Annotated in this window: 14 protein-coding genes; 7 read left to right on the forward strand and 7 right to left on the reverse strand. The window is 71.3% G+C overall.

What is annotated here, in order from left to right:
- The first annotated feature begins 71 nt into the window (after positions 1 to 71).
- Positions 72 to 713: an HU family DNA-binding protein gene (locus ACIHFB_RS30675; protein ID WP_365286465.1), complete on the forward strand. Its 642-nt coding sequence runs from the start codon at positions 72 to 74 to the stop codon at positions 711 to 713.
- 63 nt (positions 714 to 776) lie between these two features.
- Here the strand turns inward: ACIHFB_RS30675 and ACIHFB_RS30680 are convergent, their stop codons facing one another.
- Positions 777 to 980: a hypothetical protein gene (locus ACIHFB_RS30680; RefSeq protein ID WP_365286463.1), complete on the reverse strand. Its 204-nt coding sequence runs from the start codon at positions 978 to 980 to the stop codon at positions 777 to 779.
- A gap of 150 nt (positions 981 to 1,130) precedes the next feature.
- Complete coding sequence (cofC, locus tag ACIHFB_RS30685; protein ID WP_365286461.1) at positions 1,131 to 1,769, reverse strand: 2-phospho-L-lactate guanylyltransferase; 639 nt, start codon at positions 1,767 to 1,769, stop codon at positions 1,131 to 1,133.
- A 141-nt stretch (positions 1,770 to 1,910) separates the two neighbouring features.
- Here cofC and ACIHFB_RS30690 point away from each other — a divergent pair, with 141 nt between their 5' ends.
- The 3 genes from ACIHFB_RS30690 to ACIHFB_RS30700 are packed head-to-tail and all read left to right on the forward strand — an operon-like array spanning position 1,911 to position 4,907.
- Positions 1,911 to 2,687 (forward strand): lysophospholipid acyltransferase family protein, encoded by a 777-nt coding sequence (locus tag ACIHFB_RS30690; protein ID WP_365286459.1) that lies wholly within the window; start codon positions 1,911 to 1,913, stop codon positions 2,685 to 2,687.
- On the forward strand, positions 2,684 to 3,694 hold the full coding sequence (locus ACIHFB_RS30695; protein ID WP_365286457.1) for an NAD(P)H-dependent glycerol-3-phosphate dehydrogenase: 1,011 nt from the start codon (positions 2,684 to 2,686) through the stop codon (positions 3,692 to 3,694). Before ACIHFB_RS30690 ends, ACIHFB_RS30695 begins: the two co-directional genes overlap by 4 nt.
- 58 nt (positions 3,695 to 3,752) lie before the next feature.
- Positions 3,753 to 4,907 carry a D-alanine--D-alanine ligase family protein gene (locus tag ACIHFB_RS30700; RefSeq protein ID WP_365286455.1) on the forward strand — a complete coding sequence of 385 codons (1,155 nt, stop codon included), beginning with the start codon at positions 3,753 to 3,755 and terminating at the stop codon, positions 4,905 to 4,907.
- Between the two features lies 1 nt (position 4,908).
- On the opposite strand, the gene ACIHFB_RS30705 is transcribed toward ACIHFB_RS30700, so the two are convergent.
- On the reverse strand, positions 4,909 to 5,418 hold the full coding sequence (locus ACIHFB_RS30705; protein ID WP_365286453.1) for a DUF3515 domain-containing protein: 510 nt from the start codon (positions 5,416 to 5,418) through the stop codon (positions 4,909 to 4,911).
- 20 nt (positions 5,419 to 5,438) lie between these two features.
- Positions 5,439 to 5,672, reverse strand: a complete 234-nt coding sequence (locus tag ACIHFB_RS30710) for an Lrp/AsnC family transcriptional regulator (RefSeq protein WP_003997603.1) — start codon at positions 5,670 to 5,672, stop codon at positions 5,439 to 5,441.
- Between the two features lie 206 nt (positions 5,673 to 5,878).
- On the opposite strand from ACIHFB_RS30710, the gene ACIHFB_RS30715 reads away from it, so the two are divergent.
- Both ACIHFB_RS30715 and thiD read left to right on the forward strand, forming a co-directional pair.
- Positions 5,879 to 6,844 carry a thiamine-phosphate kinase gene (locus ACIHFB_RS30715; protein WP_365286451.1) on the forward strand — a complete coding sequence of 322 codons (966 nt, stop codon included), beginning with the start codon at positions 5,879 to 5,881 and terminating at the stop codon, positions 6,842 to 6,844.
- Positions 6,841 to 7,647: a bifunctional hydroxymethylpyrimidine kinase/phosphomethylpyrimidine kinase gene (gene thiD, locus ACIHFB_RS30720; RefSeq protein ID WP_400128671.1), complete on the forward strand. Its 807-nt coding sequence runs from the start codon at positions 6,841 to 6,843 to the stop codon at positions 7,645 to 7,647. Before ACIHFB_RS30715 ends, thiD begins: the two co-directional genes overlap by 4 nt.
- 149 nt (positions 7,648 to 7,796) lie before the next feature.
- Here thiD and rpmB read toward each other — a convergent pair whose 3' ends face one another.
- Positions 7,797 to 7,982 (reverse strand): 50S ribosomal protein L28, encoded by a 186-nt coding sequence (gene rpmB, locus ACIHFB_RS30725; protein ID WP_004924906.1) that lies wholly within the window; start codon positions 7,980 to 7,982, stop codon positions 7,797 to 7,799.
- Positions 7,983 to 8,231: 249 nt separating this feature from the next.
- On the opposite strand from rpmB, the gene ACIHFB_RS30730 reads away from it, so the two are divergent.
- Positions 8,232 to 9,992 (forward strand): DAK2 domain-containing protein, encoded by a 1,761-nt coding sequence (locus ACIHFB_RS30730; protein ID WP_400128672.1) that lies wholly within the window; start codon positions 8,232 to 8,234, stop codon positions 9,990 to 9,992.
- A 17-nt stretch (positions 9,993 to 10,009) separates the two neighbouring features.
- Here the strand turns inward: ACIHFB_RS30730 and ACIHFB_RS30735 are convergent, their stop codons facing one another.
- On the reverse strand, positions 10,010 to 13,414 hold the full coding sequence (locus ACIHFB_RS30735) for a tetratricopeptide repeat protein (protein WP_400128673.1): 3,405 nt from the start codon (positions 13,412 to 13,414) through the stop codon (positions 10,010 to 10,012).
- Positions 13,411 to 15,240 carry an HSP90 family protein gene (locus ACIHFB_RS30740; protein WP_400128674.1) on the reverse strand — a complete coding sequence of 610 codons (1,830 nt, stop codon included), beginning with the start codon at positions 15,238 to 15,240 and terminating at the stop codon, positions 13,411 to 13,413. The genes ACIHFB_RS30735 and ACIHFB_RS30740 overlap by 4 nt, the downstream gene beginning before the upstream one ends.
- Positions 15,241 to 15,339: the final 99 nt, after the last annotated feature.

Consider the following 15,339-nt stretch of genomic DNA (forward strand, 5'->3'; position numbering starts at 1 on the left):
GGTATATATCTGCCTAACGTGCGAAAAAGCTTGAACACATTCGTTCTGGCGATGTCTCCGAAGGGGAAGACGTGAACAAGGCGCAGCTCGTAGAAGCGATTGCCGACAAGATGGGCGGCCGACAGCAGGCCGCCGACGCTGTCGACCACGTACTGGACGCGATCGTCCGCGCGGTCGTCTCGGGTGAGCGGGTGTCGGTCACCGGCTTCGGTTCGTTCGAGAAGGTCGACCGCCCGGCCCGCTACGCCCGCAACCCGCAGACGGGCGAGCGGGTTCGGGTCAAGAAGACCTCCGTTCCGCGCTTCCGCGCGGGCCAGGGCTTCAAGGACCTGGTGAGCGGCTCGAAGAAGCTCCCGCGCGGTGGCGAGGTCGCCGTCAAGAAGGCGCCCAAGGGCAGCCTGACCGGCGGTGCCGCGGCAACGGTCAAGAAGGCCGCGGCCAAGAAGACCACCAAGGCGGCCGCCGCGAAGAAGACCGCGGCGCGGAAGACGGCGGCGAAGAAGACCACCGCGACCGCCAAGAAGACCACGGCGAAGAAGACGACCGCGAAGAAGACCACCGCGGCCGCCAAGAAGACCGCGGCCAAGAAGACCACCGCCAAGAAGGCGACGGCCAAGAAGGCCCCGGCGAAGAAGGCGACGGCCAAGAAGGCCCCCGCCAAGAAGTCGACCGCGCGCAAGACCACCGCCAAGAAGGCCACCGCCCGCAAGTAAGCGGGGCACAGGGGCACTCACGCGCCGGGCCGGACTCCCCGTGGAGTCCGGCCCGCGGCGTTTCTACAGCGTTTGCAGTGTCACCAGCGTGATGCGCAGGCCGTCCCTCGGGCCCTCCGCCTCGATCCGGACCCGCTGCCCGGGACGCAACAGCCGCAGGCCGCCCGCGTCGAAGGCGGCGGCGTCGAAGGAGACGGGCGTGCCGTCGTCGAGCAACACACTGCCGCTGCGGGTCTCGGCGTCGTAGGTGTATGCGGTGGCCTGCATGCACGCAGCGTATGCGTTCCACTGGGATGCCGCGAGGGGTCGCAGAGCGACTGCGGCGCCGTCGTGGCTGGTCGCGCCCACGCGGCGGAGCCGCAAATCGATACAGCCCCGCGCCCCTGTTCCAGCGCCCCTCCGGGGCTGGAACAGCGGCTACGGCTCCGCGATCAGCAGCCGTGCTGCCATCGCCGCCGTGCGCGGGCCCACGCCCAAGTCGAGCGCGGCTCGCAGATCCAGGCCGGTGTCGACGTCCTGTCGTACGGAATCCACCGCGTCGAGGGTCAGTTCCATCGCGCCGGACGTGCGGTGGCGGGCCCGGGAATCGAGGCCGAATTCCGGGCGCAATTCACTGCCCGGTGCGGCGGCCAGCAGAGTTGTTCCGATTGCGGCCGCATCCGGGAGAAAAGCGCGGGGGAATTCGGCGGCCGCATCCAGGACCCGGGCCAATTCCAGTGGGCGCAGGGACGGAAGATCGGCGTTCAGGGCCGCCACGGCACTTCGGGGACGAGATCCCCGTACGACGCTCTCGCCGTGCGCCAGGGCCGCGTTCAGGCCGCCCACGGGCTCGTCCGCGATGATGCGGGCGCCCAGTGCGGCCAGTTCCCGGTCGGCCAGGGCGTCGTTCGTGACGACTGCCACATCAGCGACCGCCGGGCAGGCCAGCGCGGCCGCGACGGTGTCCTGGGCGAAGGCGAGGGCGAGGCCGGGGCGCAGCCCGTCGTCGGCGGTGTCCGACAGCCGGCTCTTGGCGTGCGCCAAAGGCTTCAGGGGTATCACCAAGGTCCACTGCACGAGCGTTCGTCCCTCTCTTGTCGCGGCCATTGTCACCTGGCATCTGGCGGGCGTGCCCTCGGGGCGTACGGTGTTCTCGACAGACCGGCGGCCTGGGGCGACACTTGTGCGGCCCCCCAGGCCCTAGAGGAAGGTGTCCGCGTGCCCCGCCGCAGAATCGGCTTCTGGTACCGCTTCGCAGCGGTCCTCTGCAAACCACCGCTGGTGGTTCTGATCAAGCGGGACTGGCGTGGAATGGAGCACATTCCGGCCGACGGCGGATTTATCACTGCGGTGAACCACAATTCGCACATCGATCCCTTCGCGTACGCACACTTTCAGTACAACACCGGCCGTGTTCCGCGATTCCTCGCGAAGAGCGGCCTTTTCAAGAAGGGCTTCGTCGGCGCCGCGATGCGCGGCACCGGGCAGATCCCCGTCTACCGGGAAACCACGGACGCGCTCAGTGCCTTCCGGGCCGCGATCGCCGCCGTCGAGCGTGGCGAGTGCGTGGCGTTCTACCCCGAGGGAACGATCACTCGCGACCCGGATCAGTGGCCCATGACGGCCAAGACCGGTGCCGCGCGCGTCGCCCTCCAGACCAAGTGCCCGGTGATTCCCGTCGCCCAGTGGGGCGCCAACGAACTGCTGCCGCCGTACGCCAAGAAGCTCAACCTCCTTCCGCGCAAGACCCACCACGTGCTGGCGGGCCCGCCCGTCGACCTGGCGCGCTTCTACGACGAGGAGATGACCCCGGAGCTCCTGAAGCAGGCGACCGAGGTCATCATGGCCGCCGTCACTCGTCAGCTGGAGGACATCCGCGGCGAGCAGGCGCCCAAGATGCCGTACGACCCGCGCCGTGAGCGGGTCGAGCAGCGACGCAAGAGCAGGGCGCAGTCGGAGGGCAAGGCCGTACAGGAAGAGGGGCAGGGCACGTGAACAAGTCGGTCAAGGCGGCTGTCTTCAGCGCCGGTTCGTGGGGTACCGCCTTCGGCATGGTGCTTGCCGACGCGGGCTGCGAGGTCACCCTCTGGGCGCGTCGCCCTGAGGTCGCCGACGCCATCAACTCCAGCCGGATGAACCCCGAGTACTTCCCGGGCATCGAGCTCCCGGAGAACCTGCGGGCCACCACCGATCCCGCCGAGGCCGCGGCCGGCGCCGACTTCACCGTTCTGTCGATCCCCTCGCAGACCATGCGCGGCAATCTCGCCGAGTGGGTGCCGCTGCTGGCGCCCGACACGATCCTCGTCTCGCTCATGAAGGGTGTCGAACTGGGCACCGCCATGCGGATGAGCGAGGTCATCGAGGACGTCGCCAAGGTCGGCCAGGACCGCATCGCCGTCGTCACCGGACCCAACCTCGCCCGCGAGATCGCCGCCCGGATGCCGGCCGCCGCGGTGGTCGCGTGCACGGACGAGGCCGTCGCCCAGCGGCTCCAGGCCGTCTGCCACACGCCGTACTTCCGCCCGTACACGAACACGGACGTGGTGGGCTGCGAGTTGGGCGGTGCCGTGAAGAACGTCATCGGCCTCGCCGTCGGCATCGCGGACGGCATGGGGCTCGGCGACAACGCCAAGGGCTCCCTCATCACACGCGGTCTCGCCGAGACCACCCGGCTGGGCCTGGCGATGGGCGCCGACCCGCTGACGTTCTCCGGACTCGCGGGCCTGGGCGACCTGGTGGCGACCTGCTCCTCGCCGCTGTCCCGCAACCACACCTTCGGCACCAACCTCGGCAAGGGCATGACCCTTGAGGAGACCATCGCGGTCACCCGGCAGACCGCCGAGGGCGTCAAGTCCTGTGAGTCGGTGCTGGATCTGGCCCGCCGGCACGGCGTCGACATGCCGATCACCGAGACGGTCGTCGGCATCGTGCACGAGGGCAAGCCGCCGGTGGTCGCCCTGAAGGAGCTGATGTCGCGCAGCGCGAAGCCGGAACGACGCTGAGCGATGCCGGGTGCGGTCGCTGTGTCCGGGCGCTACCAACGGGTACTCTCAACGCGATATGAGCACCGAGAACCTCTCCCAGAGCCCTGAGCAGCCGCCTCGCAAGCCGCGCGTGGCCGTCGTGTTCGGCGGGCGCAGCTCCGAACACGGGATCTCCGTGGTCACGGCAGGCGCCGTCCTCAAGGCCATCGACCGGACCAGGTACGACGTTCTGCCGATCGGTATCACCCAGGACGGCCGCTGGGCGCTCACCGCCGACGAACCGGAACGCATGGCGATCACCGAGCGCCGTACGCCCAACGTCGAGGAGCTCGCCGAGTCGAGCGAGGGCGGCGTGGTGCTCCCCGTGGACCCGGGCAGCCGTGAAGTCGTCTACAGCGAGCCCGGATCGGTGCCCAAGGCGCTCGGTGAGGTCGACGTCGTCTTCCCCGTGCTGCACGGCCCGTACGGCGAGGACGGCACCCTCCAGGGCCTCCTGGAACTGTCCGGCGTGCCTTATGTGGGCTCGGGAGTGCTCGCCTCGGCCGTCGGCCAGGACAAGGACTACATGAAGCGGGTGTTCACGTCGTTCGGGCTCAAGGTCGGCCCGTACGTGGTGATCCGGCCGCGTGAGTGGCAGCAGGACGAGTCCGCCGCCCGCAAGAAGATCGTCGACTTCGCCGGCGAGCACGGCTGGCCGCTCTTCGTGAAGCCCGCGCGCGCGGGCTCGTCGATCGGCATCACCAAGGTCGACGACCTGTCGGGGCTCGACGAGGCGATCGCCGAGGCCCAGCGCCACGACCCCAAGATCCTCGTCGAGGCCGCGCTGCGCGGCCGTGAGATCGAGTGCGGGGTGCTGGAGTTCGAGGACGGGCCCCGGGCTTCGGTGCCCTCCGAGATCCCGTCGCCCGAGGCCCACGCCTACTACGACTTCGAGGCCAAGTACATCGACTCGACGCCGGGTATCGTCCCCGCGCCGCTGACGCCCGAGGAGACGGCGGACGTCCAGAGGCTGGCCGTCGATGCCTTCGAGGCGGCCTCCTGCGAGGGCCTGGTCCGCGCGGACTTCTTCCTCACCGACGACGGGTTCGTCATCAACGAGATCAACACGATGCCCGGCATGACGCCGATCTCGATGTATCCGCAGATGTGGCAGGCGGCCGGGGTCGGCTATCCGGAGTTGGTGGACAGGCTGATCCAGGCGGCCCTGCGCAGGTCGACCGGACTGCGCTGAACTAGTCGGCGATCCCCTCGGGGATCGCCTTCTTCACGGCCGGGGCCAGATCGATCAGCACCCCCGTACTGTCCCGCCCCTCCGCCACCGTGACCTCGACGTATGCGCGGCGGTTGGCGGTGGTGAAGCGGTACGACCCGTCGTCCTGTTTCTCCATCAGCCAGTCGACGCCGTTGACGCCGCCGGCGAGCGCGTCCTTGTCATTGCCGTTGGCCACGTCCGGGTCGATCATCTTCGGCGGCTGTCGGACACCGCAGCGCAGTATGATCGCCGGGCTTCCCCAGCCCGCCGTCAGCGCTGACGCGGGCTCGGGATCCCGGCGTTCCTGACCGTCGACCTTGGACGGCAGGACCGCGTCCAGGTTTCGGCACAGCTTCGTGACCTCGGTGCCCGGACCGGGAACCGCGGTCCGGGCGCTGTCGTCTGCTGAGGAACAGCCCGCGACGGCGATCAACAGAGCGATCGCGGGCGGCCCGACGAAGGTGGGGTGCCGGTGACGGAAGAACTTCACCGGCCAAGGGTAGACGGGGACTAGAGATGGACGACCGGGCAGGTCAGGGTTCGCGTGATGCCGTCCACTTGCTGGACCTTGGCGACCACCATGCGGCCGAGGTCGTCCACGGTGTCTGCTTGGGCACGCACGATCACGTCATAAGGTCCTGTCACGTCCTCGGCCTGGATAACCCCAGGAATCTTGCTGATCGTCTCGGCGACGGTCGACGCTTTGCCGACCTCCGTCTGGATCAGGATGTACGCCTGTACCACGGAACCTCCAGGGCGGCCACGAGGATCATGTGGGGAAAAGGAACGCCACGGTATCGCGTCGCCGCTCGCCGCGGGGAGACCTGCGGGGACCGGGGCTTGCGCGCCGGGGCGCGGGCACGACAGTAGTTGACGGTCACTGCGACCGTATCGGGGACACTGATGACGCGCGACCGGGTATGCACAGGTAGAGAAAGGGCGAAAGGGCAATGAAGGGCACTGTTGGTGAGCTGGGGGAGTTCGGGCTCATCAGGGAGCTCACCTCCCGTCTCACCACCACCCCGGCGGTCCGGGTCGGACCCGGCGACGACGCCGCGGTGGTCGCCGCGCCCGACCGCAGGGTCGTGGCGAGCACCGACATCCTCGTCGAGGGACGGCACTTCCGCCGCGACTGGTCCACCGCCTACGACGTGGGCCGCAAGGCCGCCGCCCAGAACCTCGCGGACATCGCCGCCATGGGCGCCGTACCGACCGCACTGCTGCTCGGCCTGGTCGTCCCGGCCGAACTGCCGGTGGCCTGGGCGACCGAGATGATGGACGGCCTGCGCGACGAGTGCCAGGTCGCGGGGGCGTCGGTGGTCGGCGGCGATGTCGTACGCGGTGACACGATCATGGTGTCGATCACCGCACTCGGTGATCTGCGCGGCCAGGAGCCCGTGACGCGGGCCGGCGCGCAGCCCGGGGACCTCGTCGCGGTGACGGGCTGGCTGGGCTGGTCGGCGGCCGGGTACGCGGTGCTGTCGCGCGGCTTCCGTTCGCCCCGGGCCTTCGTGGAGGCGCACCGGCGCCCGGAACCGCCGTATCACGCGGGGCCGGCCGCGGCCGGTCTCGGCGCGACCTCGATGTGCGACGTGAGCGACGGGCTGATCGCCGACCTCGGGCATATCGCCGAGGCCAGCAAGGTCCGCATCGACATCCGCTCCGGCGCCATCGACATCCCCTCCCAGATGAACGACATCGGGCAGGCCGTCGGCGTCGACCCCATGCAGTGGGTGCTCACCGGGGGAGAGGACCACGCGATCGTGGCGACCTTCCCGTCGGACGTGAAACTGCCCGCCCGCTGGAAGGTCATCGGCGAGGTACTCAACCCCTCGGCGCTGCCCCAGGTGACGGTCGACGGGGCGCCATGGACCAGCAAGGGCGGCTGGGACCACTTCGGGGACATCGAGTCGTGACGTCGCCCAGGGTGCTGACGGTCGCGGGCTCGGACTCCGGCGGAGGGGCCGGCATCCAGGCCGACCTGAAGACGATGCTCGCGCTCGGTGTGCACGGCATGAGCGTCATCACCGCCGTGACCGCGCAGAACTCCCAGGGCGTGCAGGGGGCTTGGCCGCTGCCCGTGGAGGCGGTGCGGGCCCAGTACCGGAGCGTCGTCGACGACATCGGCGTACAGGCCGTGAAGACGGGGATGCTGGCGTCCGCCGAACTCGTCCAGGCGGTGGCCGAGTTGATCGGTGGCACGGACGCTCCGGTCGTCGTCGATCCGGTGGGCGTCTCCAAGCACGGGGACTCGCTGCTGGCTTCGTCCGCGCTGGACTCCGTACGCACCGAGCTGCTGCCCATCGCCACCGTGGCGACGCCGAACCTGGACGAGGTGGCCCAGCTCACGGGCGTGCGGGTCGAGTCGGAGGGGGATCTGCGCCGGGCCGCGGAGGCCGTGCTGTCGTACGGGCCACGATGGGTTGTGATCAAGGGCGGTCACCTGGCCGGTGATGCCGTGGACTTGCTGACGGACGGGTCCGAGGAGCACTGGCTGCGCGCTCCCCGGCACGACAACCGGCACACGCACGGCACCGGCTGCACTCTCGCGTCGGCGATCGCCTCGCAGCTGGCGAAGGGGCAGTCGGTGCCGGAGGCGGTCACGGCGGCCAAGGAGTACGTCACCGGGGCGATCGCCGCCGGGTTCGCGCTCGGCGTGGGGATCGGGCCGGTGGATCATGGGTGGCGGGTCAGGGTGGGGAGCGGGAACGAGGCGTAAGCGTTTGCGCAAGCGCTTACGCAAGCGTTTATGTGGCTGCTTGGGCTTGGGCACCTCCATGGCTGCCCGGATACAGCAAAAAGCCGGTCCACCAGAGGTGGACCGGCTCCTGCAGCGAACCAGCAGTGGCCGCGCGCTACCGCGTAGCGTCAGCGCGAGACCTTGCCGGCCTTGATGCACGAGGTGCAAGCGTTCACGCGCTTCGGCGTCCCGCCGACCACGGTACGAACGCGCTGGATGTTCGGGTTCCAGCGACGGGGCGTACGGCGGTGCGAGTGCGAGATGTTGTTGCCGAAGCCCGGCCCCTTGCCGCAGACGTCGCAGTTGGCAGCCACGGGTCACTCCAAAGACTTCAGATGCACTTACGGATGATCCCGGCAGGCCGGAATCAAGATCTACGATCTGAGTGGCGTTGCCAGGGGGAATGGCCCGATCTGGATCGGGCAACCGGAGCAGCATACAACGACTGCGCCAGTACAACGAAACTACCATGGCTGCTCAGGGCCCCGCTCCGGCCCACTTCCGGTGGACAACGGCCCGGGGTCTACGCTGCGTCCCACGTCCGGCAGCTCAAGGAGGCGCAGGTGGCGCAGGTGCCGCAGACATTCTTCGATGCTCTCGCGGTGCGCACCTGGTGCGGTCTCGCGCTGGAGGCGCTGGGGCGGTCGCGCGAGGAGATCGACGCGATCAACGTCTACCCGGTGGCCGACGGGGACACCGGCACGAACCTGTATCTGACGGTGGAGTCGGCTCTCGCCGCGGTCGAGGCGGTCTTCGCAGGTCACGAAGTCGGGGGCGGTGCCGGGGCGCCGCCGCTGGCCGACACCGTGCAGGCCATGGCGCACGGTGCGCTCATTGGGGCGCGCGGGAACTCCGGGACGATTCTGGCGCAACTGCTGCGGGGAATGGCGCAGGTGCTTGCGGGCGGTGGGACGGCCCCCGGCGGGACGACCGGGGATGAGACCTGGGGTGAGACCTGGGGTGAGACCTGGGGTGAGACCGCTCACAGTGATGCCCGAGGGCTGCGGCTTGCGCTTCGGCACGCGGCCGATTCCGCCCGGCAGGCCGTGGCCCACCCCGTCGAGGGGACGGTCCTCACGGTCGCCTCGGCCGCCGCGGACGCGGCCACGGGAGCCGAGGGGGACTGCGGGACGGTCGCGCGGGCGGCCTACGAAGGCGCCCGGGCCGCCCTCGCCGCTACACCGGGCCAGCTGGCCGTCCTGGAGCGCGCGGGCGTCGTGGACGCCGGCGGGCGGGGGCTGGTGGCGGTGCTGGGTGCGCTGGTGGAGACGTTCACGGGGGAGCGGCCGTCCGCCGTGGCCGTGGTGCCGCCGGTGTCCGTCACGTCGGAGGAGCACGCGCGCGTGGCCGTCGACAGCGTCGGCGAGTGCGTGGACGGAGCCGCCGACCCGGAGGAGGGCGGGCCCGCCTTCGAGGTGATCTACCTGTTGGAGGCCGAGGACGTGGCCGTGACCCGGCTGCGGGAGCGGCTCGACGCGCTCGGGGACTCGCTCGTCGTGGTCGGCGGCGACGGGCTGTGGAACGTCCATGTCCACGTGGACGACGCCGGCGCCGCCGTGGAGGCGGGCGTCGAGGCCGGGCGGCCGTACCGGATCAGGATCACCCACTTCGCAGTCGGCGACGTGCACACCACCGGGGCCGAACGCCCGCCCCGGGAGCGTGCCGAGCGCGCCGTCGTGGCCGTCGTGCCCGGCGAGGGGCTGGCCGGGCTGTACGCCGAGGCGGGCGCGACCACGGTGCTCGCGCGCCCCGGGGAGCCGCCCGCCAGCGGGGAGCTCGTCGAGGCCGTACGACGGGCCCACGCGCGCGAGGTCGTGCTGCTGCCCAATGATGCCGAGCTGCGCCACACCGCGGCCGCGGCGGCGGAGCAGGCCCGCACGGAGGGCATCCGCGTGGCGCTCATCCCGACGCGTTCAGCGGTCCAGGGGATCGCGGCACTGGCCGTGCACGAGCCGGACCGCCGGTTCGACGAGGACGTCGTCCAGATGACCTCGGCGGCCGGCGCGACCCGCTACGCCGAGGTGACCGTCGCCGAACGCCAGTCCTGGACCATGGCCGGCATCTGCCAGGCCGGCGACGTCCTCGGCCTCATAGACGGCGACGTCGCCGTGATCGGCTCGGACGTCACCACCACCGCCGCGACCGTCATCGACCGCATGCTCCAGGCGGGCGGCGAGATGGTGACCCTCGTCCTCGGCGACGAAGCCCCTGACGCCATCGTCGAGCACGTCGAAGGACGCGTGCGTGAGGCGTACCTTGCCGTCGACACGGTGGTGTACCGGGGCGGGCGGCAAGGATCGCTGCTGCTCATCGGCGTCGAATAGGCGTTGCTGCTCCAGGCCTATGTCTCTGGGCCCTGTTCCTCCGTTTGCTCCTCCATCAGCTCGAGCAGCTGCTGCGCCTCCGCGCGCCGGGCCTGTGCCGTCTCGTCGCCGTCGCCGTCGCCATCGCCGTCCTCGGCACCGGCGTATGCGATCAGCACCGCACGCGCGCGTGCGGCGGCCGGGGCGGGGCGGCTCAGGTCTGCCTCCAGCCAGCCGGCCGCCAGTTCGGCGCCGGTCCGGGCGTGCAGGGCGTCGTGTCCGGCGGTGGCGAACACCGCGACGGCCTCCAGCATCTGGGACAGGGCTTCTTCGAGGGTGGCCCGGATGGAGTCGTCCTCGGCGTCCTCGGTGGCGGACCGGGCGAGCAGGTCGCCGAACTGCCGGTGGGTGTGGCCGAGTTCGGCGATCAGCCGTTGCTGTGACTCCTCGTCGACCGCGGTGTCCAGGGCCGTCGCGCACTCGCGGACCGCGCCCGCCATCAACTCCCGTGCCCCGTCCGGCCCGTCCTGGGTGCGCAGCGCGAGCCACGCGCGGGCGCGCAGGGAACGCACCAGGCCGTGCACGTTGCCGAGCTCGCGCCACAGGTCGCCCGCGCGTGCGTAGGCCTGGTCGGCCTCGTCGTGCAGGCCCGCGTGTCCGAGGGACTCCGCGGCGAGATGGGCGAGCGTGGCGTGGTCGTGCTGCTCGGGCCAGTGCCGGGCGATCTCGGCGGCCTGCAACCGGCGTTCGGCCGCCGCGCGGTGCTCGCCGAGCTCGCTCAGACAGTCGCCGAGCCACCACTGCGTCTGTACGACCGCGCCGTCGCCGTGCGTTTCGGCGGTCAGATCGGGCAGCGCCGATTCCAGCACCTCCGCGGCCTCGGCCCATCGTCCCTGCCGCAGCAGGAACCCGCCGAGCTGGTGCCGTGCCCAGGCGCCGAGCGTCGGGCCCTGGCCCGCCTCGTCGGCCCAGTGGGCCGCGTCCAGGGCGTGTTCGGCGGCCTCCGCGGACCGGCCGCGGCCGCCCACTACCTCGGCGAGCTGAAGGTGCAGCTGGGCACGGCCGATCGGCTCCAGGTGCGGTCCGCCGTGCTCCAGGGCCGCCCGCAGCGCCCGCTCGGCCTCCGCCGTGTCGCCGAGGTGATGCGCGAGCCCGGCCAGCCGGGCCTCGTACTCCACCGCGAACCACGGCAGCCCCGCCCCGACGAACGCCGCCGCGGCTTGCGCGAACAGCTCCGCCGCCCCCTCCACGTCCCCGGCGTGCGCGGCCAGTTCCGCGAGCATCGCCCGCGCCTCCGCGTCCCGCGAGGCAAGCCGCACATCGCCCCCGACCCGCCCACCGACCAACGCAAGCACCTCCCGCGCGGCGGCTTCGGCGTCGACGAGGACGGTGCTGCCCGAGGCGCCGGCCGCCGGGACACCCCCCGCCGAGTAGCCGCCGTCCCGGTCCGCCGGGACCCCACCCGTCGAGGAACCGCCGTCCCCGGCCGCCTCCGGTCCCCGCTCGTGGGCCGGAGTCTCCCCGTCCACGTCGCCATCGTGCCTTGTGGGGCGCAGGGATGTCTCCGGCCCCTGGCCGTGAACTGGATTCTCGCCGTCCGAGTCGCCATCGTGCCCTGAGGAGCGCGGAGAGGCCTCCGCCCCCTGGCCGTGGGCCGCAGTCTCGCCGTCCGCCGAGGCGCCGTCGTGCCCTGAGGAGCCCGCAGCTCCCTCCGGCGACGAGCCCATAGCCCTCTCCGGCGATGAGCCCGCACCCCCCTCCGATGACGAGCCCGCAGCCCCGACCTCGCTGTTCGAGGAGCCGTCGACTCCCCGCGAGGCGTCGTCCTGCGCCATCGCGCCGCTCGCCGGATCGTCCGCCTCGTGCACTCGCCGCATCAGGATCCGTGCGCGTCCCATCAGTACGGACGCCGTCTGGTGCAGGCCTGTGGCGTCCTCGGCGTACAGGGCGAGTACCTCGTCGTAGGGGCCCGCGACTGCTGTGAGGGCGCCGGTCACGTCGCCTGCGAGGGCGCGCATGTATGCCGCACGCGTGCGTGCCGCGAGGGCCTCGCCGGGGTCGCCCGCCTCCGCGTACAACTCGGCGGCGTGCTCGAACGCGTCGATGCCCTCGGGGCCCAGGTCCATCGCGTGGTGGTCGGCTATCTCGGCGCGGTCCCGGGCGTCCAGCTCGGTGCCCTCGGCGGCGCGGGCGACCGCCGCCCACGCCTCCACGGCGTTCGGCTGCAAGGTGTCCGACAGCCGCCGGGCCTCGGCCAGCAGCGCGGGCAGATCGGGCTCCACGGCCTCATCGTGCGCCGGAACAGGCGGGACGGGAACCGCCGCGGGACGTACCGAGCGCACCCCGAGCGGCAGCCGCTCCACCAGCGGCCGTTGATCCATGCGCTCGCGTGCCCGGTCGCTCATGTGCGCCGTGCCGTTGCGCTGATCGAACCGCTCGGCCAGCGCGAGGGCCTCCACGCGCGCGTGGGCGGCGAGTTCGCCGGCCGTCCACTCCCGCCCGGCCGGCCCCGGCACACGCTGGTCGCCCAGCCCGAGCGCGGTCAGCCGGTCCATGAACAGGGCCACGACACTCATGAAGTCCAGCCTGCTGCGCGGATGCCCGGCGTCGGTGAAATACGCCGGCCGCTCCGCGAGCAACTCCAGACCGCGCGCCTCGTTCCCGGTCAGCGCACAGAACTCGACGTGGTCGGCGTACGCGCCCCGCATGCTCTCCATGGCCCGTACGAGCCGGAAACCCCGCAGATGGTTGGCGCGGGCGTCGTCCACCCGGCCCAGCCGCAGCAGGGGCACCAGGGACGACGCCAGAACCGTGTGCGGCTCGTGGGCGCAGGTGAACTCGCCCGCCAGAACCGGCGACCACAGCTCCAGCGCCGACGCGTCCCGGCCGCACTCCGCCTGCCACCAACCCTGCCCGTGCAGCTCGCACGCGTGGCAGTCGGCCATGTCGTCCCGGTCGGCGGCCAGCCACGCGGCGTACGCCCGCTCGGCCCGGTCGACGTCCCCGACATGCGCGGCAACGCTGAACTCGGCGCTGCGCACGGCCCGTTCGGAGTGGCCGGCGAGCCGGTAGCGGTGTTCCATCTCGCCGAGCCACTTCTCGACGGACGCGAGCGGGATGTGCGGCTGGTCGAGCATGCCGGACGACATCCACTTGAACACCCAGTGCAGCGAGTGCGTCTCGTACTCGTCGAAGTCCTCGGGGTGTTCGTCCCACATGCGCAGCAGACGCGCGAAGGGGACGAACATCTTGTCCTTCTCGGAGCTGTAGTTGTAGACCTTCAGCTGGTGCCCGAGCGCCTCGATCACGGCGAGCGGAATGCTCAGCTTCTCGGCCTCGGCGAGCAGTTGCTCCGCGCGCGCGTTGCGGGCGGGACCCTCCGGCTGCCCGCCGTTCTCCGCCATGGCGTGGCGCAGGGAGTCGAAGTCCGTGATCTCAGTCATCGCTGACCGTCCTCGCTGTGCGTGGCCCACTCCAGGAGGCCGATGAACGCCCGGTTCAGCAACGCCGAGTCGGTGGGCCTGAGCGGCCGCTGAGCCATCAGCAGGGCCTGCCCGTACAGCGACTCCGTGGCGGTGCCGATCAGCTCGGGATCCTTCAGGGAGCTGATCCTGCGGATCAGCGGGCTGAGATGGTTGAGCACCAGCCGCGCGCGTGGGGCACTGCCCCGAAGCGAGCCGAGAATGCCCGCCCACAGGTCGTCGGCCTGCTCCTCCGCCTCGGCCCGGGCCTGCTCGTGCCGGGTCGCCCGGTCGTCCAGGTGCAGCGCGGGCACGGACAGCGGATGGAAGGCACGGAGTACGACGTCACAGCCCAGCGGGTCCAGCGTGGCCCGCGCCGCCGCCAGGAAGCCGGACAGCGCCAGCTCCTCCGCCGGGTCGACCGCGTCCAGATGGGCCGTCACGGTGTCGGCGTCCAGCTCGGAGACCACGGTCCCGGGCCGCACCGACGGCAGCGCCTCGACCAGTTCGCTGTCGTAGGTGTAACCGCCGTTGATCACCCCGACGCCTTGTGCGGACGCGATCGGCGCGACCTGCCGGTACTCCTCGACGGTCCGCGTGAAGTGCACCACCGGGTGCCGCTGCGCGAACTCCTCCAGGGACAGCCGACCGTCGGTCGTCTCGAAGGGCAGCCACGGCAGCATCGTGCGCAGCATCTCCTTGTCGTGCCGCGCCAGCGACTTCACGCCCAGGAAGTGCACGGACAGGAAGGCGGCAAGTCGCTCCGGATCACCGGCCGCCAGGCTCGTCAGCCACGACCGAATCCTTTCTCCCAGCGCTTCCCGTACGGCGGCCAGCGTCTCGTCCTCGTACAGCGACTCACGCGATGCCGTGGGCCGCAGACTGTCGGTGTCGAGCACACAGCGCACGAAGAACGCCCAGTCGGGCAGCAGCTGTTCGGCCCGCTCGGTCAGCAGCATGCCCTTGAGATGGACGCGATGACTCGCCCGTTGGGCCGGGCTGACCGCGGACGGCAGCACGTACGCCACGCCGCGGACACCGGCGAGCGGCACGTTCAGCTCGATCGCGTCCAGTGGGGTGAAGCCGAACAGCTCATGGCAGTGCCGCGCCAGGGCCACCCGCCGTGTGGCGGGGGAGGGGTACGCGCGGTCCCAGGGCGCCGGCAGGTCCGTGATCGCCTCGTCGCCGACCCGGACGTCGTACGGCAGCAGGGACCCGAAGTCCCGCGCCAGCGCGAGCACCCGCTCCTCGGCGAGCCACTCCCCGACGCCGGGCCGCGCCCCCAGGTGGACGGTGGTGCCCGGTTCGGTGCGGGCGTCCGGCTCCAGCGTCCGCACGGTGTACGAGCCGTCGTCCGTCGCGGTCCACTCCACGGGCGCCGCACCGGGCGTACGGGCGCTCAGGCTGACGACCCGGATCCGCTCGGCGACCACGAAACAGGCCAGCAGGCCTATCCCGAACTGGCCCAGGAAGTCGGACCTGACCTCCTGCAACCCCTCGGCCCGCTTGGAGCTGCGGCCGATCGTGGCAAGGAGGTTGTGCACGTCCGCTTCGGTGAGCCCGATCCCGGAGTCCTCCACGCGCAGGGTCCCGCCCTCCGCGTACAGCCGTACCCGGCCGGGGCAGTCGGGTTCTTCGGCACGTCTCGCCGTGATGGCGTCGACGGCGTTCTGAAGCAGCTCGCGCAGGTAGACCTTGGGACTGGAGTACAGATGATGCGAGAGCAGGTCCACGAGACCGCGCAGGTCGACCTGGAACGTATGAGGTGACTGGGGTGCCTGGGATGACTGTGAGGTCTGGGAGTCCATCGTCGCAGCGCCGGTGGGGGGACTGTCGACGGCGCGGGGTCGGGCGGTCCCGGTGAGGCGGTGACCGCGGAAGGATGGCCGGAGCGCGTCATCCTATGA

Origin of the sequence: Streptomyces sp. NPDC051963, from assembly GCF_044593495.1 — a bacterium.
In the GTDB taxonomy this organism is placed as follows: domain Bacteria; phylum Actinomycetota; class Actinomycetes; order Streptomycetales; family Streptomycetaceae; genus Streptomyces.